This is a genomic window from Rahnella sp. BIGb0603, assembly GCF_024808755.1.
In the GTDB taxonomy this organism is placed as follows: Bacteria; Pseudomonadota; Gammaproteobacteria; order Enterobacterales; family Enterobacteriaceae; genus Rahnella; species Rahnella contaminans.
The window spans coordinates 1-21,812 of sequence record NZ_JANUEX010000002.1; the positions used below are offsets into that span (position 1 = coordinate 1).

Annotated in this window: 21 protein-coding genes, 1 tRNA gene and 2 pseudogenes; 11 read left to right on the top strand and 13 right to left on the bottom strand. The window is 51.6% G+C overall.

All coding sequences use genetic code 11. The annotated features are described in order from the left end of the window. Both M2403_RS05215 and M2403_RS05220 read left to right on the top strand, forming a co-directional pair. On the top strand, positions 1 to 291 hold a 291-nt coding region (locus tag M2403_RS05215; protein WP_259228665.1), incomplete at its 5' end, for a hypothetical protein. Between the two features lie 100 nt (positions 292 to 391). Next, a complete protein-coding gene (locus M2403_RS05220) occupies positions 392 to 754 on the top strand; it encodes a hypothetical protein (RefSeq protein WP_310503616.1) in 363 nt (120 codons plus the stop codon). 379 nt (positions 755 to 1,133) lie between these two features. Here M2403_RS05220 and M2403_RS05225 read toward each other — a convergent pair whose 3' ends face one another. The 3 genes from M2403_RS05225 to M2403_RS05235 all read right to left on the bottom strand — a co-directional run bounded on the left by M2403_RS05225 (position 1,134) and on the right by M2403_RS05235 (position 3,875). After that, positions 1,134 to 2,192, bottom strand: a complete 1,059-nt coding sequence (locus tag M2403_RS05225; protein WP_259228666.1) for an alkene reductase — start codon at positions 2,190 to 2,192, stop codon at positions 1,134 to 1,136. Between the two features lie 267 nt (positions 2,193 to 2,459). Next, positions 2,460 to 3,212 (bottom strand): pirin family protein, encoded by a 753-nt coding sequence (locus M2403_RS05230; RefSeq protein WP_152326017.1) that lies wholly within the window; start codon positions 3,210 to 3,212, stop codon positions 2,460 to 2,462. Positions 3,213 to 3,293: 81 nt separating this feature from the next. After that, positions 3,294 to 3,875, bottom strand: coding sequence for an isochorismatase family protein (locus M2403_RS05235; protein ID WP_152326018.1), 582 nt, complete (start codon positions 3,873 to 3,875; stop codon positions 3,294 to 3,296). Positions 3,876 to 4,062: 187 nt separating this feature from the next. On the opposite strand from M2403_RS05235, the gene M2403_RS05240 reads away from it, so the two are divergent. Continuing rightward, on the top strand, positions 4,063 to 4,932 hold the full coding sequence (locus M2403_RS05240; protein WP_204902589.1) for a LysR family transcriptional regulator: 870 nt from the start codon (positions 4,063 to 4,065) through the stop codon (positions 4,930 to 4,932). 39 nt (positions 4,933 to 4,971) lie between these two features. Then, positions 4,972 to 5,091 (top strand): annotated as a pseudogene (locus M2403_RS24875) (alpha/beta hydrolase); the annotation flags it as partial. A gap of 54 nt (positions 5,092 to 5,145) precedes the next feature. Here M2403_RS24875 and M2403_RS05245 read toward each other — a convergent pair. Further along, a pseudogene (locus tag M2403_RS05245) lies at positions 5,146 to 5,365 on the bottom strand (transposase); the annotation flags it as partial. 163 nt (positions 5,366 to 5,528) lie between these two features. On the opposite strand from M2403_RS05245, the gene M2403_RS05250 reads away from it, so the two are divergent. Further along, a complete protein-coding gene (locus tag M2403_RS05250; RefSeq protein ID WP_259228667.1) occupies positions 5,529 to 6,167 on the top strand; it encodes a dTMP kinase in 639 nt (212 codons plus the stop codon). A 92-nt stretch (positions 6,168 to 6,259) separates the two neighbouring features. Here the strand turns inward: M2403_RS05250 and M2403_RS05255 are convergent. The 3 genes from M2403_RS05255 to M2403_RS05265 form a co-directional block, all read right to left on the bottom strand. Further along, positions 6,260 to 6,335 (bottom strand) — tRNA-Asn (locus M2403_RS05255). A 143-nt stretch (positions 6,336 to 6,478) separates the two neighbouring features. Further along, on the bottom strand, positions 6,479 to 7,255 hold the full coding sequence (gene mtfA / locus M2403_RS05260) for a DgsA anti-repressor MtfA (RefSeq protein WP_152326358.1): 777 nt from the start codon (positions 7,253 to 7,255) through the stop codon (positions 6,479 to 6,481). Positions 7,256 to 7,463: 208 nt separating this feature from the next. After that, positions 7,464 to 8,999 (bottom strand): EAL domain-containing protein, encoded by a 1,536-nt coding sequence (locus M2403_RS05265; RefSeq protein WP_259228668.1) that lies wholly within the window; start codon positions 8,997 to 8,999, stop codon positions 7,464 to 7,466. A 259-nt stretch (positions 9,000 to 9,258) separates the two neighbouring features. Here M2403_RS05265 and aqpZ point away from each other — a divergent pair, with 259 nt between their 5' ends. Together aqpZ and M2403_RS05275 are read left to right on the top strand one after the other, a co-directional pair. Then, a complete protein-coding gene (gene aqpZ, locus M2403_RS05270) occupies positions 9,259 to 9,954 on the top strand; it encodes an aquaporin Z (RefSeq protein WP_259228669.1) in 696 nt (231 codons plus the stop codon). Positions 9,955 to 10,059: 105 nt separating this feature from the next. Further along, entirely contained in the window at positions 10,060 to 11,073 is a 1,014-nt protein-coding gene (locus tag M2403_RS05275; protein ID WP_152326022.1) for an alpha/beta fold hydrolase, read from the top strand. Between the two features lie 76 nt (positions 11,074 to 11,149). On the opposite strand, the gene M2403_RS05280 is transcribed toward M2403_RS05275, so the two are convergent. Next, positions 11,150 to 11,656 (bottom strand): phenolic acid decarboxylase, encoded by a 507-nt coding sequence (locus M2403_RS05280; RefSeq protein WP_152326023.1) that lies wholly within the window; start codon positions 11,654 to 11,656, stop codon positions 11,150 to 11,152. A gap of 160 nt (positions 11,657 to 11,816) precedes the next feature. Here M2403_RS05280 and M2403_RS05285 point away from each other — a divergent pair, with 160 nt between their 5' ends. Then, the gene (locus tag M2403_RS05285) at positions 11,817 to 12,713 is read left to right on the top strand and encodes a LysR family transcriptional regulator (RefSeq protein WP_259228670.1); all 897 of its coding nucleotides are present in this window, start codon (positions 11,817 to 11,819) and stop codon (positions 12,711 to 12,713) included. Positions 12,714 to 12,746: 33 nt separating this feature from the next. Here M2403_RS05285 and M2403_RS05290 read toward each other — a convergent pair whose 3' ends face one another. Continuing rightward, the gene (locus M2403_RS05290; protein WP_259228671.1) at positions 12,747 to 14,381 is read right to left on the bottom strand and encodes a phosphoethanolamine transferase; all 1,635 of its coding nucleotides are present in this window, start codon (positions 14,379 to 14,381) and stop codon (positions 12,747 to 12,749) included. Between the two features lie 373 nt (positions 14,382 to 14,754). On the opposite strand from M2403_RS05290, the gene lpxA reads away from it, so the two are divergent. After that, positions 14,755 to 15,543: an acyl-ACP--UDP-N-acetylglucosamine O-acyltransferase gene (gene lpxA, locus M2403_RS05295; protein ID WP_259228672.1), complete on the top strand. Its 789-nt coding sequence runs from the start codon at positions 14,755 to 14,757 to the stop codon at positions 15,541 to 15,543. Between the two features lie 18 nt (positions 15,544 to 15,561). Here the strand turns inward: lpxA and M2403_RS05300 are convergent, their stop codons facing one another. From M2403_RS05300 to M2403_RS05315, 4 genes are all read right to left on the bottom strand, one after another. Next, on the bottom strand, positions 15,562 to 16,578 hold the full coding sequence (locus tag M2403_RS05300; protein ID WP_259228673.1) for a DUF2891 domain-containing protein: 1,017 nt from the start codon (positions 16,576 to 16,578) through the stop codon (positions 15,562 to 15,564). Between the two features lie 12 nt (positions 16,579 to 16,590). Further along, on the bottom strand, positions 16,591 to 17,541 hold the full coding sequence (locus M2403_RS05305; RefSeq protein WP_259228674.1) for a DUF979 domain-containing protein: 951 nt from the start codon (positions 17,539 to 17,541) through the stop codon (positions 16,591 to 16,593). After that, positions 17,538 to 18,227: a DUF969 domain-containing protein gene (locus tag M2403_RS05310; protein WP_152326028.1), complete on the bottom strand. Its 690-nt coding sequence runs from the start codon at positions 18,225 to 18,227 to the stop codon at positions 17,538 to 17,540. Before M2403_RS05310 ends, M2403_RS05305 begins: the two co-directional genes overlap by 4 nt. Before the next feature lie 360 nt (positions 18,228 to 18,587). Then, positions 18,588 to 19,247: an epoxyqueuosine reductase QueH gene (locus M2403_RS05315; protein ID WP_152326029.1), complete on the bottom strand. Its 660-nt coding sequence runs from the start codon at positions 19,245 to 19,247 to the stop codon at positions 18,588 to 18,590. 183 nt (positions 19,248 to 19,430) lie between these two features. Between M2403_RS05315 and M2403_RS05320 the strand changes: the two genes are divergently transcribed. Together M2403_RS05320 and M2403_RS05325 are read left to right on the top strand one after the other, a co-directional pair. Beyond that, the gene (locus tag M2403_RS05320; RefSeq protein WP_259228675.1) at positions 19,431 to 20,441 is read left to right on the top strand and encodes an AI-2E family transporter; all 1,011 of its coding nucleotides are present in this window, start codon (positions 19,431 to 19,433) and stop codon (positions 20,439 to 20,441) included. Between the two features lie 224 nt (positions 20,442 to 20,665). After that, positions 20,666 to 21,727 (top strand): NAD(P)-dependent alcohol dehydrogenase, encoded by a 1,062-nt coding sequence (locus M2403_RS05325; RefSeq protein WP_152326031.1) that lies wholly within the window; start codon positions 20,666 to 20,668, stop codon positions 21,725 to 21,727. Positions 21,728 to 21,812: the final 85 nt, after the last annotated feature.

The following is a 21,812-nucleotide window of genomic DNA, read 5'->3' on the forward strand; positions in this document are numbered from 1 at the left end:
GTCGGCATGGTTCGAGCAATCAGATGTCACCGACAGAATATGAAAAGCAGTATTATCAACGGCTCGGAAGTGTCTAGATTATCCGTGGCGATTCACATCCGTGATGGGATGTACCTCGAACTATCTGAGGCTGGAACATCCCCCTTCCGGCAAATTGCTGAAGTCTTCTATTCCGATGTAACTCATGAGTTCTCTTTTTCTTGCTACGAAGGATGCATCCCTCTGAAAGAGATCGAAAAGCTCATTCATGAAGCTAAAAAATTGCTTCCGCCAGCAAAGCAGGAACCTTGATGGGCCTGAACGTTAGCTGAGTGCCAGGAGCTGAAGTTGCCTGCTGGTTGAACATCGTGTTTACTTGATATCCGGTGGTCACTTTATCTGAGGGAACATTTTGAAGATCAAAAAGATGGTTTTAGCGAGTGTAGTGGTGTTAACAGGGTGTGTGGTTGCCGATATGGACTCCTCTAATTACGATTATGTTCCCTGGGTCCAGGTATTTCAGAAACCGGAGGCTTCTGGCTTAACCAATGTTGCGCAGCGTAAAGCCGATCTGTATAGCTGTGGTGTTAACCCCAGTGCAAACCTTGATGGTGGTCACTGGAGCTTGAATCGCATAGAGCCCGGAGAGACAATGGAGCGTTTTGATGCCAGGCGTAATCACATTCTGAGCTGCATGAATCAAAAGGGATACAAAGTGTATGACTTTGGTGATTGTGGCCCGATAAAAGCCCCGACAGGACTTTGTCCTAATTAGCCAGAACAAGATTGCTAAACCGACATGTCTAAACCAAACCCAAAAAGGGGCGTTACTCTCTTAGGCAATTATGCAAACGATGTGAATAATTTCCGTTCTTCATTCAATGCAGACCTTGGTTAAGTTAGTCTATTCTCTCCTTGCCAAAAACGGTCGTCAGCATTAGCTCAAGCCGTCAGCATATAAAGTAACGTATTGGTTAAGGGCAGGGCATGATTAATTGGAAACATTCTAAACTGGGGTTTAGGTATGGTAGTGCGATGAAAATAAAAGAGGATATACCTAAACGTTTATCCTCTTTATTGGCATATTAAATTACTGCATTACTGCATTACTGCATTACTGCATTACTGCATTACTGCATTACTGCATTACTGCATTACTGCATTACTGGATAATCAGTGTAACCTTCGACGCCGCCGCCATAATAGGTCGCCGGATCGGCACTGTTCATTTCGGCCCCTGTTTTAATACGGCAGGTGAAATCCGGGTTAGCCAGAATCATCTGGCCGTAAGATTCCAGTTCGGCAAGTCCGGACTGGAGATCATCACCGATGTTTTCTCTGCTTTTCCCAGGGCGATTCAATATCAGCGGCTGCGTCCATAATGCCCGCAGCTCACCCAGCAGTACCTCATTGCCCATATGCATAATGTGCAGGTAACTCAGTCCTAGCTTATTCAGTTCAGCAACCAGGTAACGATAAAGCGCCGGACCTTCTTCACCTTCATTAATACCCCAAATCTGACTGCCCGGGGAAAGACGGATCGCGGTTTTGTCCGCACCAATCTCACCTGCAATGGCTGCCGCAACCTCCAGCGCAAAACGGGCACGGTTCTCTATGGAGCCGCCATATTCATCGCAGCGCTGGTTGGCGCTCGGTGCTAAAAACTGATGTATCAGATAGGCATTAGCGCCGTGGATCTCCACGCCGTCAGCACCGGCCTCAACAGCACGCCGTGCCGCATAGCGAAAATCAGCAACTGTGTTGTGGATTTCTTCCGTTGTCAGTTCGCGAGGCACCGGAATATCCTGCATTCCGCTTGCAGTAAACATCTGTACGCCGGGAGCAATGGCTGAAGGCGCCACACCCTGACGATGGTGTGGCGTATTGTCAGGATGATTCATGCGGCCCGTATGCATAAGCTGGATGAATAGATGGCCGCCCTTATTGTGAACGGCTGAGGTGATTTTTTTCCAGCCGGCCACGTGTGCTTCGGTGTAAATACCGGGAGTCATTAAGTAACCCTGCCCGTCATCGCTGGGCTGCGTCCCTTCTGCAACGATCAGCCCCACCCCGGCGCGCTGTGTATAGTATTCAACCGCAAGGTCAGCCGGTGTGCCGTCATATTCTGCACGGCTGCGGGTCATTGGGGCCATCACCAGACGGTTGTTCAATATATATTTCCCGAGTTTGAATGGTGTAAATATTTTATCCATTTTTAATTTCCTGTGGCCTAATAATAAGTTATGTCGTTGAAATATGCTGCATTAATAAAAAGTAACAATAATGTAGATATTCAGCACGCTGACAAAACATATAAATAAATTCAAAGACACTTTATTTATAATGTCGAATTAATATAAAAACATTCCCGATAAAAGGGTGATAAAACATCCGGCGTGTTTTTTTGAAAAATTAAAATATTGTATTTCTCCGGTAATTGGAAAGAATACTGTTCAGCCCGTAATATTTTAGAAACACCCTTACAGGCGCGGGCGCATGTTTCCACTGAACATACCGCCACGAAACACTTTTGCAGCCGGGTCAGTAGTGAAAAGTACCATATCAGTGGTTTCCATCGCGGTGATAGTGTGAACTTCGTTGTCTTCGATAAGGATGCTTTCACCCGTACTAAGGGCAGTTTCACCAATTCGGGCCGCGCCCTCAAATACATATAACAGGCGCACTACGCTATCGTTCGGAACAGCCGGTAGCGTCAGCTCACCACCGCCAGCAAGTCGTGTGTCCTGTATCCACGTCTGAGAACGGAAAGTTAACGGCGCATTTTCAGGGCCGGCAATCAGCCGCCAGTTATTGTCACTGTAAGGCGTGCCGAAATCATGAAACTGCACCTGAGGTGTCAGGTTGGTTTCTGAGGGGCGAATGAAAATCTGCAGACATTGCATTGATTCACCTTTTTCACCCAGAATGCGTTCCTCATGCTGGAAGGTATGTCCGGCGTTCATGAGCATCAGTCGGGTATCAGTAATCTCTTCCTCATTACCGACCGTGTCCAGATGCAGCATTCTGCCTTTACGCATGTAAGTGAGAATTTCATCATCCTTATGAGGATGCATTGGAATTACCGTTCCCGCTTTTACGTTCGCCTGGTCAATACGACCAATTGCACCTATACCGCTGTCGTATGAATTCTGCACCATACCCGGCCAGAGGATATCGATGCCGAAACCGCCAGAACCATGTTGATGTTTACTGCTGTTTTCAATTTTAAGCATTGTCGTTACTCTCCTGTCCGGGAGGGCAGACTCACACGGAAGGCGTAAAATCGCTTCCGCACGAGCCTGCTGGCTCATTCATTACTGGAAGGACTCCATCAATACCTGGACCAGTTTCTCGCCCTGAGGTGTTGCCCAGCTTCCTGCCAGCTCAGCAATCAGCTGGTTGGTTGTGGTGAGCGTAATGCCATTTTTGTCCATGCGGCGCAGCGCAATGTCATCAGCCATTTTGGTTGGCGAGGCACCGGCGTCAGCAACGACCTGCACGTCAAAGCCTGCTGCAACCAGTGTCAGTGCCGGGTATACCGTACAGACGTCATTGGTTACACCCGCAATAATCAGTTTCTTTCTGCCGGTGGCTTTAACCGCGGCGGCAAAGTTCTCATCGTCCATGGCGTTAACGATGCCCAGGCGCTTGATTCGTGCTTCAAACTCTTCCGGCAGAATGGTTTTCAGTTCTTCAACCAGCGGGCCCTGGGCATACTCTTCCATGCTTGAGGTCAGCACCACCGGCATATTCAGAATTGCAGCAGATTTGGCCAGCATCAGCGCATTACGTTTTAACTCTTCAAAAGGCATGGATTTTGCCCAGCCCATAGTGCCGACCTGATGGTCAATTAACAGCATGGCAGCGTTGTCAGCGGTGAATTTTTCAAAGCTCATGATATCTATCCTGTAAGTTATGGTTAAACACCTGATAAATTGAAACTTTTATCAGAATCAAGGCAGGGTTTTATTCATTTCTCCTGCGAATGATTAAAGTATAGCCTGTTACTTTTTGGTATAAATAGCTAATATCAGAATTGAATATTCCATCATTGGCACAATTAACATGGAACTACTTAACCATATGTCTTACTTTGTCGAGGTCGTCAAAGCACACAGTTTTCGTGGTGCTGCTGAGGCGCTCGGCATGCCTAATTCCACGCTGTCCCGTAAAATAAACGAGCTTGAAAAATTTATCGGCCTGAGGCTGTTACACAGGACGACACGTAAGATTGAACTGACCGAAGCCGGTCAGATTTATTACGAACGAAGCCGGCGTATCATTGATGAAGCGCGTCTGGCGCATGAACAGTTGGGTTCTCTCCTGGCTCAGCCACAGGGCATGCTGCGGGTCTCTTTACCGGCCGATTTTGCGGTGATTATTCTTGCTCCCTTTATTAAAGAATTTTCAGACTGTTATCCTGGTATCAGCTTCGATTTCGACTTAACGCCGAGAAACGTTGATTTGGTATCGGAGCCCTATGATCTGGCTGTTCGCATGGGGAGTCTGCCCGATTCCGGACTTATTGCGCGCAAGCTCGGGTCGCTTTCGCGCAGTCTTTACGCGTCCCCCGACTATTTAGTTCAGAATGGCAATCCGGGTAATCCAGATGAGCTGACGGATCATGAATGTATTGGTATGCGGCAGGATAAGCCCGGTTACTGGCACTTACATCGCGAAGAAAGCCGGATTAGCCTTAAAATTTCCGGACGCTTTCAGATGAACAGCATTGGTATGATGCGTCGTTTTGCCTCAATGGGAGCAGGCATCGCGATTTTACCTGACAAAATTGTCGGTGAAGACGTTGCGGACAATAAATTGACCCGGATATTGCCTGAATGGAAGGCGGACGCGGTCACGATTTATGCTCTGACTGAAACACGGCTGCTACCCGCGAAAACTCAGGTGTTTATTGAATTTATGCGTGAGAAACTGAGCGAGGAGGTGGGCTGACACGCCTTGTGTTGCTTCCTGTCATGCTCATCACTGTGACCGGGGGTTGATACTTCCCCCATCGGTCTGCTGGGGTATTTGCGGAGGGGCGGGTATTCATTCGTTTGTGCTGAGACAGACAAACGGCTCAAATCGATTGCAATCATCAGCATGTTTAATATTTTGTTTACTATTAATGCGATGTAGTTTCTTTGGCTCACATATCTTGATTTATTCCGGAGTTATCGGGGAAGATTTTGGTGTTTTACCCTAACGCTCAGCACGCAGTTGTTTGACCCATTTCGTCATCGTGGAAAGGCCAACTTTCATAGCCCTCAGCAGCGTCAAAGACGGTGTAATTCTGGTCGACAACCTACTGAGAGGGTGCGCGTTTGAATTCAGGACTAAATTTCTTCTTTTCATTGGAGCACCTGTGTTGTTCTGGGGTGAGCATATCACCTCTGTTCAGGTGGCCAAATTCAGTAAACCACTACAATCCCTTTATCTGCTTCATCGCTGATGAACGACAGGGTGGCCCGCTATTTATATGAAGGAAATAAGATGTTTTTGCCAGATTCAGGTTTTACAAAAACCGCATATCAATCGTCTTCACAAGCATGAATCGACAACTGTTTGTTTCTCTGGACGGGCCTAAGGGAACCGGTAAAACCACTCTGCTGGAAGCCATTACGAAAGTACTCAGGGCAGACAACAAGAAGGTAATCCGACTTTGCGAGAAAAAAAGTGATCCCTTCAGGGGGGAAACAATGGCTATCGTTAACCGGCTCGCAAGAAATCCCTCCCTGGATTTAGAATTGGAGGTTTGTGCGCGCTTTGCGGATAGTCGTGCATGGATTTCCCGGAAAGTGCTGACTAAACAGCCACCGGACAGCATTATCTTGATGGATCGCTGGTACCCGTCGGATGCCGCGTTTCGCAGGATGGTGCCATTCGCAGAGATTTTGCAGCTTAATATTGAACGAAATGTGAGAACGCCAGACCTGCATGTCGGGGTTGTTACTGCGCCGGATATTTCATGGGCGAGAGCCGCGGCGCGGACGCGTGGGCTGAGTAGTACGGTGATTCATAATCTGGAAGAACATGTCGCTTGTACTCAAGCGTTCGAGCGGGAAATTGCCGGTCAGGGCTGGGTTTTATGCCGTAATGAAGGAACGATTGAAGACGCAACGAGGCAGGTGATCGTTGAGATTTACAACGCGCTTGGATGTTCTGCCGGCACCGGTTTAGCGTGCTGACCTTCCGGCGTATGCCGCCAGTCATTACGGCAACCTGTTTCCACAAAACCAAAAAGCCCGCTTAAGTTTCCTTAAGCGGGCTTTTCTAAATTTGGCTCCTCTGACTGGACTCGAACCAGTGACATACGGATTAACAGTCCGCCGTTCTACCGACTGAACTACAGAGGAATCGTGTGAACGGGGCGCATGTTATCCAGAGGGGCGCAGAGTGTCAACGCTAAAATTACGAAAACCTTCCGACTGCTCAGCAACTAATCAATGCGGCGATAAAACAGGACTTTTCCACTGAAAATCGCCGTGTATCACGCGTGTTAACAATCGCAGCGCTGGCCGCGAAGTTGCCTTGCCAGCGGGTCCTGCTGATAAAAACGGGCAAAATGACCGTATACCAGCGGAAAACGTTCTGAAAGCAGTTCTGGCGCACTAAAAAAGTATTCCGATAATACCGCAAAGCATTCTGCCGGATCGGTCGCGGCGTAGGCATCCATGCTGGCGGCTTCTTCGCCGACGGTGTCGATCTCATCTTGCAGATTTTGCATGGCGGCCTGCAAATCATGTTCCCACGCGACCACTTCCCGCAGCGGGATTGGCGGGATCCCGCTGACTTCGCCGCCGTTGCGCATATCGAGCTTATGCGCCGCTTCGTGGATCACCAGATTGAAACCGGAGTTGTCGAACGAATCTTCGATGTCCTGCCAGTTCAGCACAATCGGACCCTGATCCCAGCTTTGTCCGGCGTGGATTTGCGAACCGGCGTGAACCAGCCCGTTTTCATCCTGCCACGGGGAATCGACGACGAAAGGGGAAGGGTAAAGCAGAATCTCATGAAAACCATCGAGCCACGATGCGCCCAGTTCCATCACCGGAAGGGCAAACAGCAAGGCGATGCGCGCCTGCATCTGTTCTGTCAGTTCGACGCCCTGCAACGGAACCAGCCGCTTTTGCGTCAGCAGCTGACTGGCGACCTGAATTAGCCGCTGTTTCTCCTCCTCGTTTAGGGAAGATAATAGCGGGATATTCAGAGCGTCATTCCACGCGTCCGATTTTTCAATTTTCAGGTCATTCGCTTTCCACGGCCACTTAATCATCATCTTGCTCGCAAAGTGATCATTCGAATTTTCAGCAGAGTTTACTGACTGACTACGTCAATACATGTAACTTCAACAAGTTAGCCGCTCTGCCGGGCTGAGTCTGTGTGGATGTTACACATCGGCGGATTTTTAGCAAAAAGCGCACGCATCTTATAAGACGTAGCTCACGTTATTATTCTAGTCGCAGAATATAAGGCTGTTATCGTTACAGCCATTTTTCCATAAATTCTGTTGCCGGCACCGGCTTTCCGAAAAAATAACCCTGAAAATAGTCGAGATGGAAGGGCGTCAGATAGTCGATCTGCTCCTGAGTCTCGATGCCTTCCGCCACAATAATCAACTGCAAACGCTTCGCCAGATCAATTACGTTATCCACGATATGCCCGGCCAGCGCGTCCGTACCGATGCGGCCAATAAAGCTCTGGTCGATTTTGAGGATATCGATGTGGAATTTTTGCAGGTACGTCAGGCTGGAGTGGCCGGTACCAAAATCGTCCATGGCAATCAGCACGCCCATTCTGCGCAGCGCACTGAACAGACTGTGGGTGATTTCACTCGATTCAATCAGCTCGCGTTCGGTCAGCTCCAGCACCAGGCGGATCGGTTTATCTTTGAACGCATGCAGGAACGCTTTGCAGTCTTCGATCAGCGTCAGGTCTTTGAAATGTCCGGCGCAGATGTTGAAACCGAAATGGAAATCATCCGGCAGTTGCGCGGCAATCGGCCCAAACTGATCGCGCACCTGCGCCATCATCAGGCGGGTCATCGGCACAATCAGCCCGCTCTCTTCGGCTAATGGAATGAAATGATACGGCGGGATCAGGCCCGATTGCGGATGCTGCCAGCGCATCAGCACTTCGCCGCCGGTAAGCCGGTGATTTGTGCCGTCCACCACCGGTTGCAGGAACGGAACAAACTGCTTTTTCGCCAGCGCATCTTTCAGCGTGGAGATCGGGCTACCCACGCGGCCAAGCAACATGTAGGTCATCAACGCGATGAAAATGCTGACCAACGGGAACAACACCAGGCTGACAGCCGCGTAATCAAACACATATCGCCACTGGTCACTGTTACGGATCACCAGCCGCATGTTGTAGGGATAACGCACCGACGCCAGCGCCATTTTTGTTCCATCCGGCCAGCCTTCACCCTGATGAATTTTGCCCTTGCTGTCCATCCACTGATCGCCGACCTGCAGAATCAGGTAAGCGTGCGTGCTGAGCAATTCAAGGATGTTATGCAGGAAATAGCCATCCACGCCAATCAGTATGCCGTTGCCCTTAATATCGCGACGATAAGCAATCAGCGGATGGCCCGGTGTGACAGGATTACCGCTCATGAGGAGTAAGGTTTCGCCTGCGTATTTGTTGGTGGAAACGTAGTCTATCTTTTTACCAAACAGCGAGGTGCAGTAAATGGTATCGCCGCGATAAAGGTTGACGGTCCGGACGTTCGGCACGCGTGCGACTTCCCAGCGTAAGGCCTGAATGACGTCCTGATCGCAGTCATGACCGACCAGATGCTGGACGGAATCGGCAGCGGTCGAGGCGTTGTTGAGCGTCATATCCACAAGGCGGACAGATTGCGCCAGACTGGCGGCGGTATCGCGGCGTAATCCCTGTGAGGTTTGCCAGGAAATGGCCAGTACACCCAGTGCAGCCACAATGAAAAATGCCAGAACGGAAAGGCAAATCCGGATATACGGTCGGTTTAACCAGTTTAAGGCCAAAGGGAGTTCCACCAGTGAGCGCCACAGAGAGAAGTTTCGTTAGGTTAATAATAACCTATAAAGACTCAATCCTCTGTGACACCACACTTTTAAGATATTTGCCGCCCTGATAATTAACCTGCATTTGATGTAAATCATGAACGCTTCACTGTTTCCAAATATTAGTGTCTTTCCGAATTGCCAAGAGTATTATCCCGCCGATCACCTTAGATTAAGCTATTTAGTATGGTTAAAGGTGAATTTATCAGATTATTCTAACAGGGATCTTGTCATGTTCAGGAAATTATCTGCCGAGTTTATCGGCACATTTGTTTTGGTATTTGGTGGGTGTGGTAGTGCGATTTTCGCGGCGGGTTTTCCCGGCCTGGGGATTGGCTTTGCAGGCGTGGCGCTGGCATTCGGTCTGACCGTTCTGACCATGGCTTTCGCCGTCGGCCATATTTCCGGCGGTCATTTTAACCCGGCGGTCACGCTCGGATTATTCGCGGGCGGACGCGTTCCTGGCCGCGACGTGATGCCTTACATCATCGCGCAGGTGATTGGCGGGATTGCAGCAGCGGCGGTGTTATACGTTATCGCCAGCGGCCATTCTGGTTTTGACGCAACGACCAGCGGCTTTGCTTCCAACGGCTACGGCGAACACTCACCGGACGGCTACAGTCTCGCGGCGGCGATGGTGGCGGAAGGCGTTCTGACGGCTATCTTTCTGATCGTTATCCACGGCGCAACCGACAAACGCGCACCGGCGGGCTTTGCTCCGGTCGCGATTGGTCTTGCGCTGACACTCATTCACCTGATCAGCATTCCGGTGACCAATACCTCTGTTAACCCGGCGCGCAGTACCGCAGTGGCGATTTTCCAGGGAACCTGGGCGTTGGATCAGCTGTGGATGTTCTGGCTGATGCCCATTGTGGGCGGTGTGACCGGCGGCCTGATTTACCGCTGTATTCTGGCCTCTAAAGACTAAAACCAGTTCGTGCTGTTTCGGTTTTATCGGGTTTTACTGGCGGCTTAAAGTTTGTAGCATAAGGCTTTAAGCCGCCTGTCCGATAAACGACAATAGGACTGAACGATGTTTTCCCGTTTGAAATTGCTCTTTTGCACTGCTGCTTTATCCCTTTGTGTCACCGCGCCCGCTTTTGCGGCCGATGCGCCTTCCTACGGTCCGCAATTACAGGGTTTTGATTACCCTTATCCGATCAAACAATATTCCTTTACCTCGCAGGGTGCGCCGCTGCAAATGGGCTATCTCGACGTCGCGCCGACCGGGCATAAAAATGGCCAGACGGTGGTGCTGATGCACGGCAAGAATTTCTGCGCCGCGACCTGGGGCGATACCATCCGCGCGCTGGCGGTGAAAGGTTACCGCGTGATTGCGCCCGATCAGATTGGGTTCTGTTCCTCCACCAAGCCGGGGCATTATCAGTACAGTTTCCAGCAGCTGGCGAACAATACGCATGACCTGCTGAAAAGCCTCAATATTAAGAAAGCGGTAATTGTCGGGCATTCCACCGGCGGGATGCTGGCGACCCGATACAGTCTGATGTTTGCGCCGGAAGTGTCAAAACTGGTGCTGGTTAACCCGATCGGCCTGGAAGACTGGAAAGCCAAAGGCGTGCCTTACCGCACGGTCGATCAGTGGTATGACCGCGAGCTGAAAACCTCGGCGGACAGCATTAAACAGTACGAGCTGAAAACCTATTATGTGAATAAGTGGAAACCGGAATACGACCGCTGGGTTGATATGCTGGCAGGGTTGAATAACGGGCCGGGGCATAAACTGGTGGCGTGGAACTCAGCGCTGATTTACGACATGATTTTCACGCAGCCGGTGTTTTACGAATTTAAAAATATCCGCGTTCCGACAACCTTAATGATCGGGACGTCCGATACCACGGCGATTGGCAGTGATATCGCGCCGCCTGCGGTGAAAGCGAAAATCGGCAATTACAAAGTGCTGGGTAAACAGGCTGCGAAGCTGATCCCACACGCGAAGCTGATTGAGTTTGCCGGATTAGGGCACGCGCCGCAGATGGAAGAACCGGAGAAATTCAACGCCGCGTTGCTGAAAACGCTGGCGCGCTGATTTAAAGAAACTCAGCAGAAAGAAAAGCCGCAGCACATCACGCGCTGCGGCTTTTTTATTGTGTTAATGACATGAATTAACGCAGGTTATCCGGGAAGTTGGCCGGTAGTTCACTGGCGGCACAGTCGATGACGGTATCGTTATCCGCGCCGCAGTCACGTACAAAAGTGATGGTGGCGAATTCGTCGATCACTTCGGTCGGATATGCCGGGCCAGCATCGCGGTAAGAATTCATCAGCGGAATATGGTCGTTCTGGAAGCAGACAGTTTTTTCCGGATTGTTCATGATCCAGCGCGGGAAGAAGATGGTGCCATGGAACACGTTGTCGGCCAGATTCACAATCAGGCTGACGTCGGTGCCGGTCGGTTCAGTCCATGAAATTTTGTAGACGTCGGACGCCACGCGGACGATATAAGCGCGCTGGTCTTTCACCCAACGGTTGCCGACCAGGCCGCTGTGAATACGGTAATCCAGCGTTTCGGCGTTTTTCACATAAATTTCGTAGTTCCAGCCGTTGTCGTAAGTGTAAACAACGTGTTTGCCCACAAAACCGCTCAGGTCATGTTTATCAAAGCTGCTCATCGTAATTCTCCTTAACTCAGTGTTGGGATGAAACGTTTCGTTTCGTTGAGAAGAAGATTACACTTCACAAATCAGATATAAAAACGCTGATTTTCGATGTAAATCATCTGAAAATCAGAACGGTTATGTGCTGAAAAACGCATTCGGCAAGGAAAACTTTATGGCACTTCCGCGTACAACGCTGGAACAATGGGTGGTTTTACAAACGGTTATCGAGCAGGGCAGTTATGCTCAGGCGGCGCAGGTGCTTAACCGCAGCCAGTCATCGGTCAGTTACGCACTGAGTGGTTTGCAGGAACGCCTCGGGCTGTCGTTGCTGGAAATCCACGGACGTAAGGCAGTGCTGACCGAACAGGGGCGCGCGTTGCTGGTTCAGGCCAGCCCGCTGATCACCGCGTTTTTGCAACTGGAGCATCGCGCCGCCGGTTTGAAAGACGGCGTACGCACGGAACTCAGTCTGGTGGTGGACAGCGTGTTTCCGAAAAATCGCCTGTTTCGTGCGCTGAAAGCGTTCCAGCAGCTTTTTCCCGATACGCGCGTCCATCTGACGGAGATCCTGCGCGGTGAAAGCATTGAACAGCTTAACGAGCGGTCGGCGGATTTGTACATCACCACGCTGGCGCCGGAGAATGCAATCCACGGGCGCTTTTTGCTGGATGTCGATTTCGTGCCGGTGGCGAAAAGCGATCATGCGTTGCTACAACTTCCCGTTCCTCTGACGGCGCAGGATCTGGCACGCTTCCCGCTGATCAGCGTCGCGGACCGGCCTATGCCGCGCACCGATAATCACTCTTCCGGGACGATTGCTAACTGGACATTTACCACCGTTGGCGCAGCGATGGAGGCGATTGCGGTGGGAGTCGGATACGGCTGGCTGCCGCTGGAAAGTGTGCAAAGTGCGCTGGATAGCGGGCAACTGAGTCGTCTGGCGTTATCGGCCAGAACGGTGCGGCAAACGGCGCTGTATATGATGCTGGATAATGAGTCGGAGCGGTTTGATCAGACCGTCAGCGCGCTGGCAAAAAGCATTGTGGCGGAATGTGGTTTGCTGCCCTGAAGCAGGCAGCAAACCCTCAGGTTAAAACGAAAGTCAGGCGTGCGGGGTTTTGCAGGCTGCAAGAATATCCAGCTGCGGGTCACGTTCCGTAGTCTGCACATTCATGACACTGAGCACGGTGTGGAACAGATTATCCTGCGACACATCGTCTTTCGCCGCATTGGCCTTCAGGCATTGCAGATCGATGCCCTGCGCTTTGGTGTAGCCGTCAGACAGCCAGAAAAGCATCGGAACATGCGTCTGCTGGGCAGGTGCCACGCTGTATGGCGTACCATGCAGATACAGGCCGTTTTCACCCAGCGATTCGCCGTGATCGGAAAGATAAATCACCGCCACGTTGTATTTATCCTGATACTGCTTCGCCTTTTCAATCACCTGAGATACCAGATAATCGGTATACAGCAGGGTGTTATCGTAGGTATTCACCAGCTGTTCCTGCGAACAGTTTTCGATATCGCTGCGCTCGCAATCAGGCATGAATTTGCGGAATTCCGGCGGATAGCGTTTGTAATACGTCGGGCCGTGGCTGCCAATCAGGTGCAGCGCAATCAGCGTATTTTTACCGTCCGGACGGATGTCGTCGTCGATATTCTGCATCAGCGCCATGTCGTAACAGGTATCGCCATCGCAATATTTGCCGTCTTTTTTCGTGTCGATAATGACGTTCGGCACGCGGTTACACACGCCTTTACAGCCTTCGTCGTTGTCTTTCCAGAAAACAGAAACCCCGGATTTATGCAGAATATCCAGCAATCCTTCGCTGTTACGCGCACGGTTGGCGTCGTAGTGGGTGCGTTTCATATTCGAGAACATGCACGGAACGGAAATCGCCGTCGCCGTCCCGCAGGACGTCATTTTGTTGAAATACACCACATCAGGGATTGCCTGCGTGTACTGATTGGTCGGTTTGGCGTAACCGTTCGACGACTGATTTTGCGCACGCGCGGTTTCACCCACGACCAGGAAGACCAGATTGGGTTTCTGCCCCGGCTGCTGCACCAGTTTGGCGTCGTTACCCAGCGTCTGGAACGGCACTTTTGGCGTGAAATAACGGTGATTCATGTACTGGAAGGCGCTGTACAGGTAATTCGTCGGCACGATTTCCAGATTCAGCGTGCGGTTGTTACGGCCCACGGAAGCGTAATCTTTGTAGAACACACCGGCTATGGACGCGACCACCAGCAGGGAAATCACCATCGACACGAGACGTACACCCAGACGGCGCAGCACGGTTTTTTCATAGGTGACGGGGGTTAAAAACAGCAGGATCGCGGGCAGGATGCCGGTGAAGACAAACCACAGCAACACTTTCAAATTCAGGTAAGACGCCGCTTCGGCAGACTGGGTGTCCAGAATGTTTTCGATCATGCCGCGGTCAAACACCACCTGATAGGTCATCATCGCGAAACTGGCCAGCGCACTGACCGGCAGCACAATGATAAAGAAAGGCTTAAGCAGCGGGCGGAAAGTGAATGGCGTGAACACAAAGTTCAGCGCGGCAAAAAGCACCACCGGAATGGTCAGCGCGAACAAAAGATTGTAGGCAGGCAACGCATGAAGAATGCGGTAAAAGTGCAATAAAATCGGCAAATTAACGACAAAAGTAAAATACAGTGTCAACAGTAAAGTCAGCTTGAAATAGCTGATCTTCGGCAATATATAGCGCAATGAAAACTCCCAACATGCTGAGGTCGCGGGCGTTAATGTGATGGAAACATAACGTGCAGAAATGATTTTGCGCGAATCATATAACTGCAAGCTTAAGAAAGCCTTAATGCTGCTGTAACAAAATACTGATCCTTTCCTTACCGTTTACATTTATAGAAAAGGTTCAGAAAATAAATAAAATATAACAGGCTGGGTTAGCGGCCTGAAACCCTTATGCTGTGCGGCATGGCGAAGTGTGTGGCGAAAAAATAACCGCTTCGTTTAAACCTTTCTGGGTGCGTTTCCTCCGCTCATTTTGACTTCCCTCCCTGATTAATCCCGACAGGCTTAATTCACTACTGGTAGCGCCTCAGCTATCAGAAGGATGTACGCGTTGATTTCATCTTCGGCCTCCATTGCGGCCAGCAGTATCATTGAACCCGGTGTCGTTATCGGCCCGCAGGTGGTTATCGGGCCTTTCTGCTTTATTTCCGCCGGTGTTCACATCGGTGAAGGGACGCACATTGCCTCCCACGTCGTGATTAACGGCAACACCCGCATCGGGCGTAACAACATGATAGGAACGGAATCTTCAATCGGGGAAGTCAGTCAGGATCTGAAATATGCCGGGGAAACTGCCGGGCTGGAAATCGGCGACGACAACCGGATTGACCGTCACGCAACGATCCACCGCGGCACCGCGCAGGGCGGCGGGTTCACGCGGATTGGTAACCGGAATATTTTCGACGGCGGTGTGCATATCGGGCATGACTGCCAGGTGGGTAACGACACGTTTATCGGCGAAAACAGCGGGTTGGCGGGGCACGTCACGTTGGGCGACGAAGCACGGATCGACGCCATGTGCGCCGTGCATCAGTTCTGTATTGTTGGCGCGGGCGCACGCCTTTTGCAAAGTACTTGCGTGGTGCAGGATGTGCCGCCTTACGTGCTGGCCGCTGGCAACCGCGCCGTGCCGCAGGGCATTCATGAACAGGCGGCAGCATATCTCGGCAGCGATGTGATGCAGCAGAAGGTGATCAGGCATTTGTACGATTTGCTGTATCACCAGCAGGCGGCGGTCGACGGGGTGAAGCAGGAGATTGAACGGCTCAGTCAGGAATATCCTTTATTGCGCCATTTTAATGAATTTTTCACCCGTTCAGCGCGCGGTATTATTCGCTGAACGGGTGAAATGAAGGCGTCAGGCTTCGAGTGCCAAAAGCGCAAACGTCGCCAGCCAGTGCTCACCCATATAGGTGCTGTCAAGGTGATCCAGCGCGCTGTGAAGATGCGCTTCTGCGGTCTGACGCAGCAGCGCCGCACGCGGATCGCCTGCCGGTAATGCCGCTGCAAGGGAACGCTGGCACCAGGCGCGGCTGAGGTTCAGCCCGTCAAGATGGCCGATTTTCCCGTCGCTGCGGTCGGTGACCGTGGCCGGTGTGAACAGCGTCGCCGGCTGGCTGTGCGCTAAGTCCGGCAGGAACCGCCCGAACCATGTCACAAACGCATCGCCCGGTAGCACGCGGCGCATCAGTTCTGCTTCCATCAGCGACGGCGAAAGAAACTCATCGCCGCCCGGTTCCCACGCCTGACAATGGACATCTTCCAGATGCCAGCGCAGTGCCGTTTCTTCAATCAGTTCCGCCAGTTTGTAATGCTTCACGCAGCGGGCGTAACCGAGCGTCAGTGCCAGCGCAAAGGCCGTATTGAAGTGGCTGCCGACGCGCAGCGGATAGGTGGCTTTCGGCAGGAAATTCGCAAAACTTTTCTCAAAGAACCGGCTCATCGGTGCCAGCGTTTTTGCCCACTGCGCCGCCTGCGGCAACGCCATTTCGTTCAACTGCTGCGTCAGCGCCAGAAACCAGGCCCAGCCGTAAGGCCGTTCAAATCCGGCGTGCTGCGGCTGGCGCAGATAGTCCATCTCGCCGGCTACGTTCTCGTCGGTGAAATGCGCGCTGACCACGGCAATAATCGCACCGGCTTCCGGTAAATCCGGGAAGCGATCCAGCAAACGTAATAACAGCCAGTAGCCGTGGACGCAGGAATGCCAGTCGTAGCTGCCGTAAAAAATCGGGTGCAGCTGGCGTGGCGTCTGCGCATCGGCGGCGCTGCTCATGGCGTGCATCAGTTTATTCGGAAACTCACGCGTCAAATGATTCAGCGCCAGCGAGGCAAAGCGCGACGCCATTTCCGGCGTCAGTGAAGTTGTCATCGTCATCTCATTTCCTTATCAGAAGCGGAACACAAACAGGTACATGAACGCGGTGTTAACCAGCAGCAGTAACACGCCGGTTTTCCACTGCACCTTGATCACGCCGTTTTTATCCTGCAATTCGAGCAACGCCGCAGGCACGATATTGAAGTTGGCCGCCATCGGCGTCATCAGCGTACCGCAGAAGCCGGACAACATGCCGATGGCGCCCATAATGGCCGGATTGCCGCCGAGCTGATTGACGATAAGCGGCAGGCCGATACCGGCAGTCATCACCGGGAATGCCGCAAAGCCGTTGCCCATAATCATCGTGAACAACGCCATGCCGAAGGTATACGCCACTACAATCGCCAGCGGTGAACCGAGCGGAATAATATTTTTGACCAGCTCCGACACCACGCCACCGACGCCTGCCAGCGCAAACAGCGCGCCGAGTGCGGCAAGCATCTGCGGCAGAATGGCTGCCCAGCCGACGGTATCCATCGTCTGACCGCCTGCTTTAATGGCTTTTACCGGCGAATCACGCAGCATCACCAGCGCGACGATAAACGCCACCAGCGTGCCGATCACCAGCGAAATCAGCGTGACGTTTTTGGCTTCCACCAGCGGCGTGTATTTCAGCGTCAGCGTGCCAATCAGCGTCACAATCGGAATGAGCAGGGCAGGGACAAACAGCTTATTGCCGAAACGCTTCGCACCGGCTTCGCGTTTTTCCACCAGTTCCGGCTGTTCGCTGTCAGATTTACCTTTGCCGAGCTTGCCGGTTCCGGCAATGACCGCCAGCAAAATGGCCATGCAGCCGGTGACGAAATGCGGTAACTCGCCGCCAAACAGGAAAGTGATGCCGTAAACGCCCCAGAACAGCGCGTTGACATAACGGCGTGCATTGCTTTTATCGCGCAGGTTAAAGAAGGCGTAGGCGCAGAACATCAGCCCGGCAAGGATGTACACGGTTTGCAAAGTGATCATTTCGCGGCACTCCCGTGTTGGGTATCAAAGCGTTTTGCCAGCGAGCGGTCGAGCAGCCAGAGCCGGATAAAGTGGATAATCAGCGCCGCAATGGCGGTTGGGATCGCCCACACGGAAAGGTGCAGGGGTTCGACGTTAATGCCGTACTGATCCAGAAAACCTTTAATCAGCAGGATGGACTGCACGGCGATAAAGATATCCTCGCCAAAAAACACCGCGACGTTGTCGGCAGCGGCAGCGTGCGCGCGGATCTTCTGACGCACGTCGTTAGGCAAATCGCCGTATTTGGTGGTAGCGGCGGCTTCGGCCATCGGCGCAATCAGCGGACGCACCATCTGCGCGTGTCCGCCCAGAGAGTTCAGCCCCAGCGCGGCGGTCATCTGGCGCAGGAAAAAGTACAACATCAGCACGCGGCCGGTGGTCGCCGCATGCACTTTGGAAATCAGGTGTCTGGCCTGTTCTTTCAGCCCGCTGCGTTCGAGCAGGGCGATGACCGGCAATGTCAGCCAGATCAGGCCCATGTAGCGGTTATCGGTGAACGCTTTTCCGAAAGCACTGATAATCTCGACGGTTTGCATACCGCCCGCCAGGCCGGTGGAAATACCCGCCACGGTGACTACTAATAATGGATTGAACCGCAGCGCAAAACCCAGCACGACGATCGGAATGCCAATTAAAACCCACATGATTTGTCCCTCAATAATGTTGTGTTTGCTTTATTTTTTGGTGAATATCGGCGTTAAAAATACGCAGGTAATTACTGCGTGTAATAAGTTAGTGCTAATTAGCATAAAAATGCGTGAGGCGGAAAGTAACAAGCGTTAACTGTGAACGCAAGATGCAAAGCAAAAGGGCGTCATAGGAAATTATTCTATTATTCAGAGGCCTTGTTATCGGACAAAATAAACCACTGGCGGGTGATTTATTTCCGGAGAATCTGACGGGGCGTGGCGGGGAACATCAGAATAATTAACCCGGCAATTTGGCCGGGTATAATGAAAACAAACGACAGAAAGCGGGTAAGCAGGAGGAGGAATAAACCGGGTTTATTCGTCGTCTTCGTCACCGTAATATTTGACGCCGAGTTTGATCAGCCCGCGCCCCTGGGATTTTCGGTGTAAGTTGCTGTCGCGCAAAGAGTAAACGCAGCCGCAATATTCCTGCTGGTAAAAACGTTCACGTTTGCTGATTTCAATCATGCGCGAGGAGCCGCCTTTTTTACGCCAGTTGTAATCCCAGTAAACCATGCCCGGATAAGGCGCGACGGCGCGCTCGCCGCTGCCGGTAATTTGTTTCATGTCCTTCCAGCGAGAAATACCCAGACAACTGGTCATTGCGCTAAAGCCATGTTCCCAGGCGTACAACGCCGTGCGTTCAAAACGCATATCGAAACACATTGTGCAGCGCACGCCGCGTTCAGGTTCATTTTCCATGCCTTTTGCGCGCGCAAACCAATTATCCGTGTCGTAATCGGCATCGATAAACGGAATGCCGTGCTGCTCTGCAAACCGCATATTTTCTTCTTTGCGCAGCAGATATTCTTTTTGCGGGTGAATATTTGGATTGTAGAAGAAAATCGTGTAGTCGATCCCCGACGCCTGAATGGCTTCCATCACTTCCCCCGAACACGGCGCACAGCAGGAGTGCAGCAATAACTTATCGTGACCTTTGGGAAGTTCGAGTTTTTCACGGAGTAATTCAGACATACTGTTCACCAGATTCTAAGATTTTCTTTATGTAATGTTCATCGGGGATAATAGAAGATCCTGCGGGACTGTCAAAAATTAGTTAACTGTTTAAGTTTGTGGCGGATTGTGCTCTGCCGTTCGGTGCTATGATGTGATTCATCAGGGTTATGACCGGTACTCAAAGGATTAAGGATGCAGGCAATGCAAATAGTGAGATCGAATCAGATTCGCTGGCTCAGTGTATTCATTGTGATGGGCGGGCTCTTGTTGGTTCTTCCTCTTCATTTACTGGCATGTTTTATTGCCGGTTTTTTGGTGTATGAACTGGTCAACGGACTGACGCCTTATTTTCAGAAAATCATCAGCGGCGAAAGGGCGCGCTGGGTGGTGGTGGCGTTTATCAGCACGGTGGTGGTGAGTTTCCTGACTATTGCCGTTGCCGGACTGGCCGATTTCCTGATGGAGGATATGAAGAATCCGGTGGCGTTTAACGCGATGGTGTCGCGGCTGCTGACGGATGCGCAAAGCCGCTTGTCGCCGGTACTCCTGCATTACCTTCCGGCCAATATCGAAGAGTTGCAGCGCAGTTTCCTGCAATGGCTGCGTGAACATATCGTGATGATCCAGACCTTCGGTAAAAACGCCGCGCACGTTTTCGTTACCATGCTCATCGGGATGATCCTTGGCGCGATTATTTCACTTCAGCATCACACGCAGGGCGAGCACCACGCGCCGCTGAAAAAAGAGCTGCTTCAGCGCGTACGTTTACTGAGTGACGCTTTCCGAAATGTGGTGTTTGCGCAGTTCCAGATTTCCCTGATTAATACCGCGCTTTCCGCCATTTTCCTGTTCGGGATTTTGCCGCTGTTCGGTATTCATCTGCCGCTGGCGAAAACGCTGGTCGTCGTGACGTTTGTCTGTGGTCTGCTGCCGGTGGTGGGGAACCTGATTTCGAATACGCTGATTTTTATCGTCGGGCTTTCGCTGTCACTCTGGGTCGGTGCGCTGGTGCTGGCGTATCTCATCATTATTCATAAAGTGGAATACTTCCTGAATGCGCGGATTGTCGGCGGCCGTATCAAGGCGAAATCCTGGGAAGTGTTGCTGGCGATGCTGGTGTTCGAAGCCGCATTTGGCATTCCCGGTGTGGTCGCTGCACCTATCTATTACGCGTATCTGAAAAGCGAACTGAAAGACGCGGGCCTGATCTGAGTTTGCGCGAACGTGGCGCCGTACTCTCACGGTGTCACGGTTTATCCTTTCTTTGTCATCTCATTGCAACATTCTCTCCCATTCGCCAAAAATCCTGAAAAAAACAGATTCAGGCAAGTAATGGCGAGAATCGTTATACCCGTCTGTCATCGTAAAGGGGCATACTTTCGCGATGCCAGTTTCTGCTGGCATGCTGTATTCCGTTAGCCTATCAGGAGAAAAAAATGACTCTTAACGTTCGTGGTTTCGCTGCACTTTCAGCGGATGCGCCTCTTGCGCCTCATAATTTTGTTCGCCGTGACCCGCGTGATACCGACGTTGTTGTCGACATTCTGTATTGCGGCGTTTGCCACTCAGATATCCATCAGGCCCGTAATGAATGGCATCAAAGCATTTATCCGATGGTACCGGGGCACGAAATTATCGGCCGCGTGAAGCAGGTTGGTGCGAAAGTTACCGGCTTCAAAGTGGGTGATACCGTCGGTGTAGGCTGTATGGTCGATTCTTGTCAGCACTGTGAATCCTGCGCGGAAAGCCTGGAACAGTACTGTGAAGAAGGCGCGACCATGACCTATAACAGCCATGATCGTCATGACAACATGATGACCTACGGCGGTTATTCCGAACAAATCGTTGTTTCAGAAAAATTCGTCCTTCGTGTTTCTGAAAAACTGGACATCAAATCTGCCGCACCGCTGCTGTGCGCCGGTATCACCACGTACTCTCCGCTGATGCACTGGAAAGTCGGTAAAGGCCACAAAGTCGCGGTCGTCGGTCTGGGCGGTCTGGGCCACATGGGGCTGAAATTTGCCAAAGCGCTGGGCGCAGATGTCACCCTGTTCACGCGTTCTAAAGGTAAAGAGCAGGAAGCATACCGTCTGGGCGCAGACCACGTTGTGCTGTCTACCGATGAAGAACAAATGGCTGCGGTGAAAAGCCACTTTGACTTCATTCTTGATACCGTGCCGAATCCACATGACCTGAACCCGTATCTGGATACGCTGAAACGTGACGGTACGCATATTCTGGTTGGCCTGATTGAGCCAATCGAACCAGCGCTGCACAGCGGTAAACTGGTCATGGGCCGCAAAACGGTTGCCGGATCTCTGATCGGCGGCATTGCAGAAACTCAGGAAATGCTGGATTTCTGTGCTGAACACGACATTTCTTGTGATGTTGAAATGATCGACATGCAGGACATCAATGGCGCTTACGAACGTATGCTGAAAAGCGACGTGAAATACCGCTTTGTTGTTGACATGGCCTCACTGAAAAACGCCGGATAATCAGCCATCTGATTAAATAGCGACCTGATGCGCCTTTCCCGGTGTTCATTGTGAACGGCAGGGCGGGCGCATTGTGACGAAATTT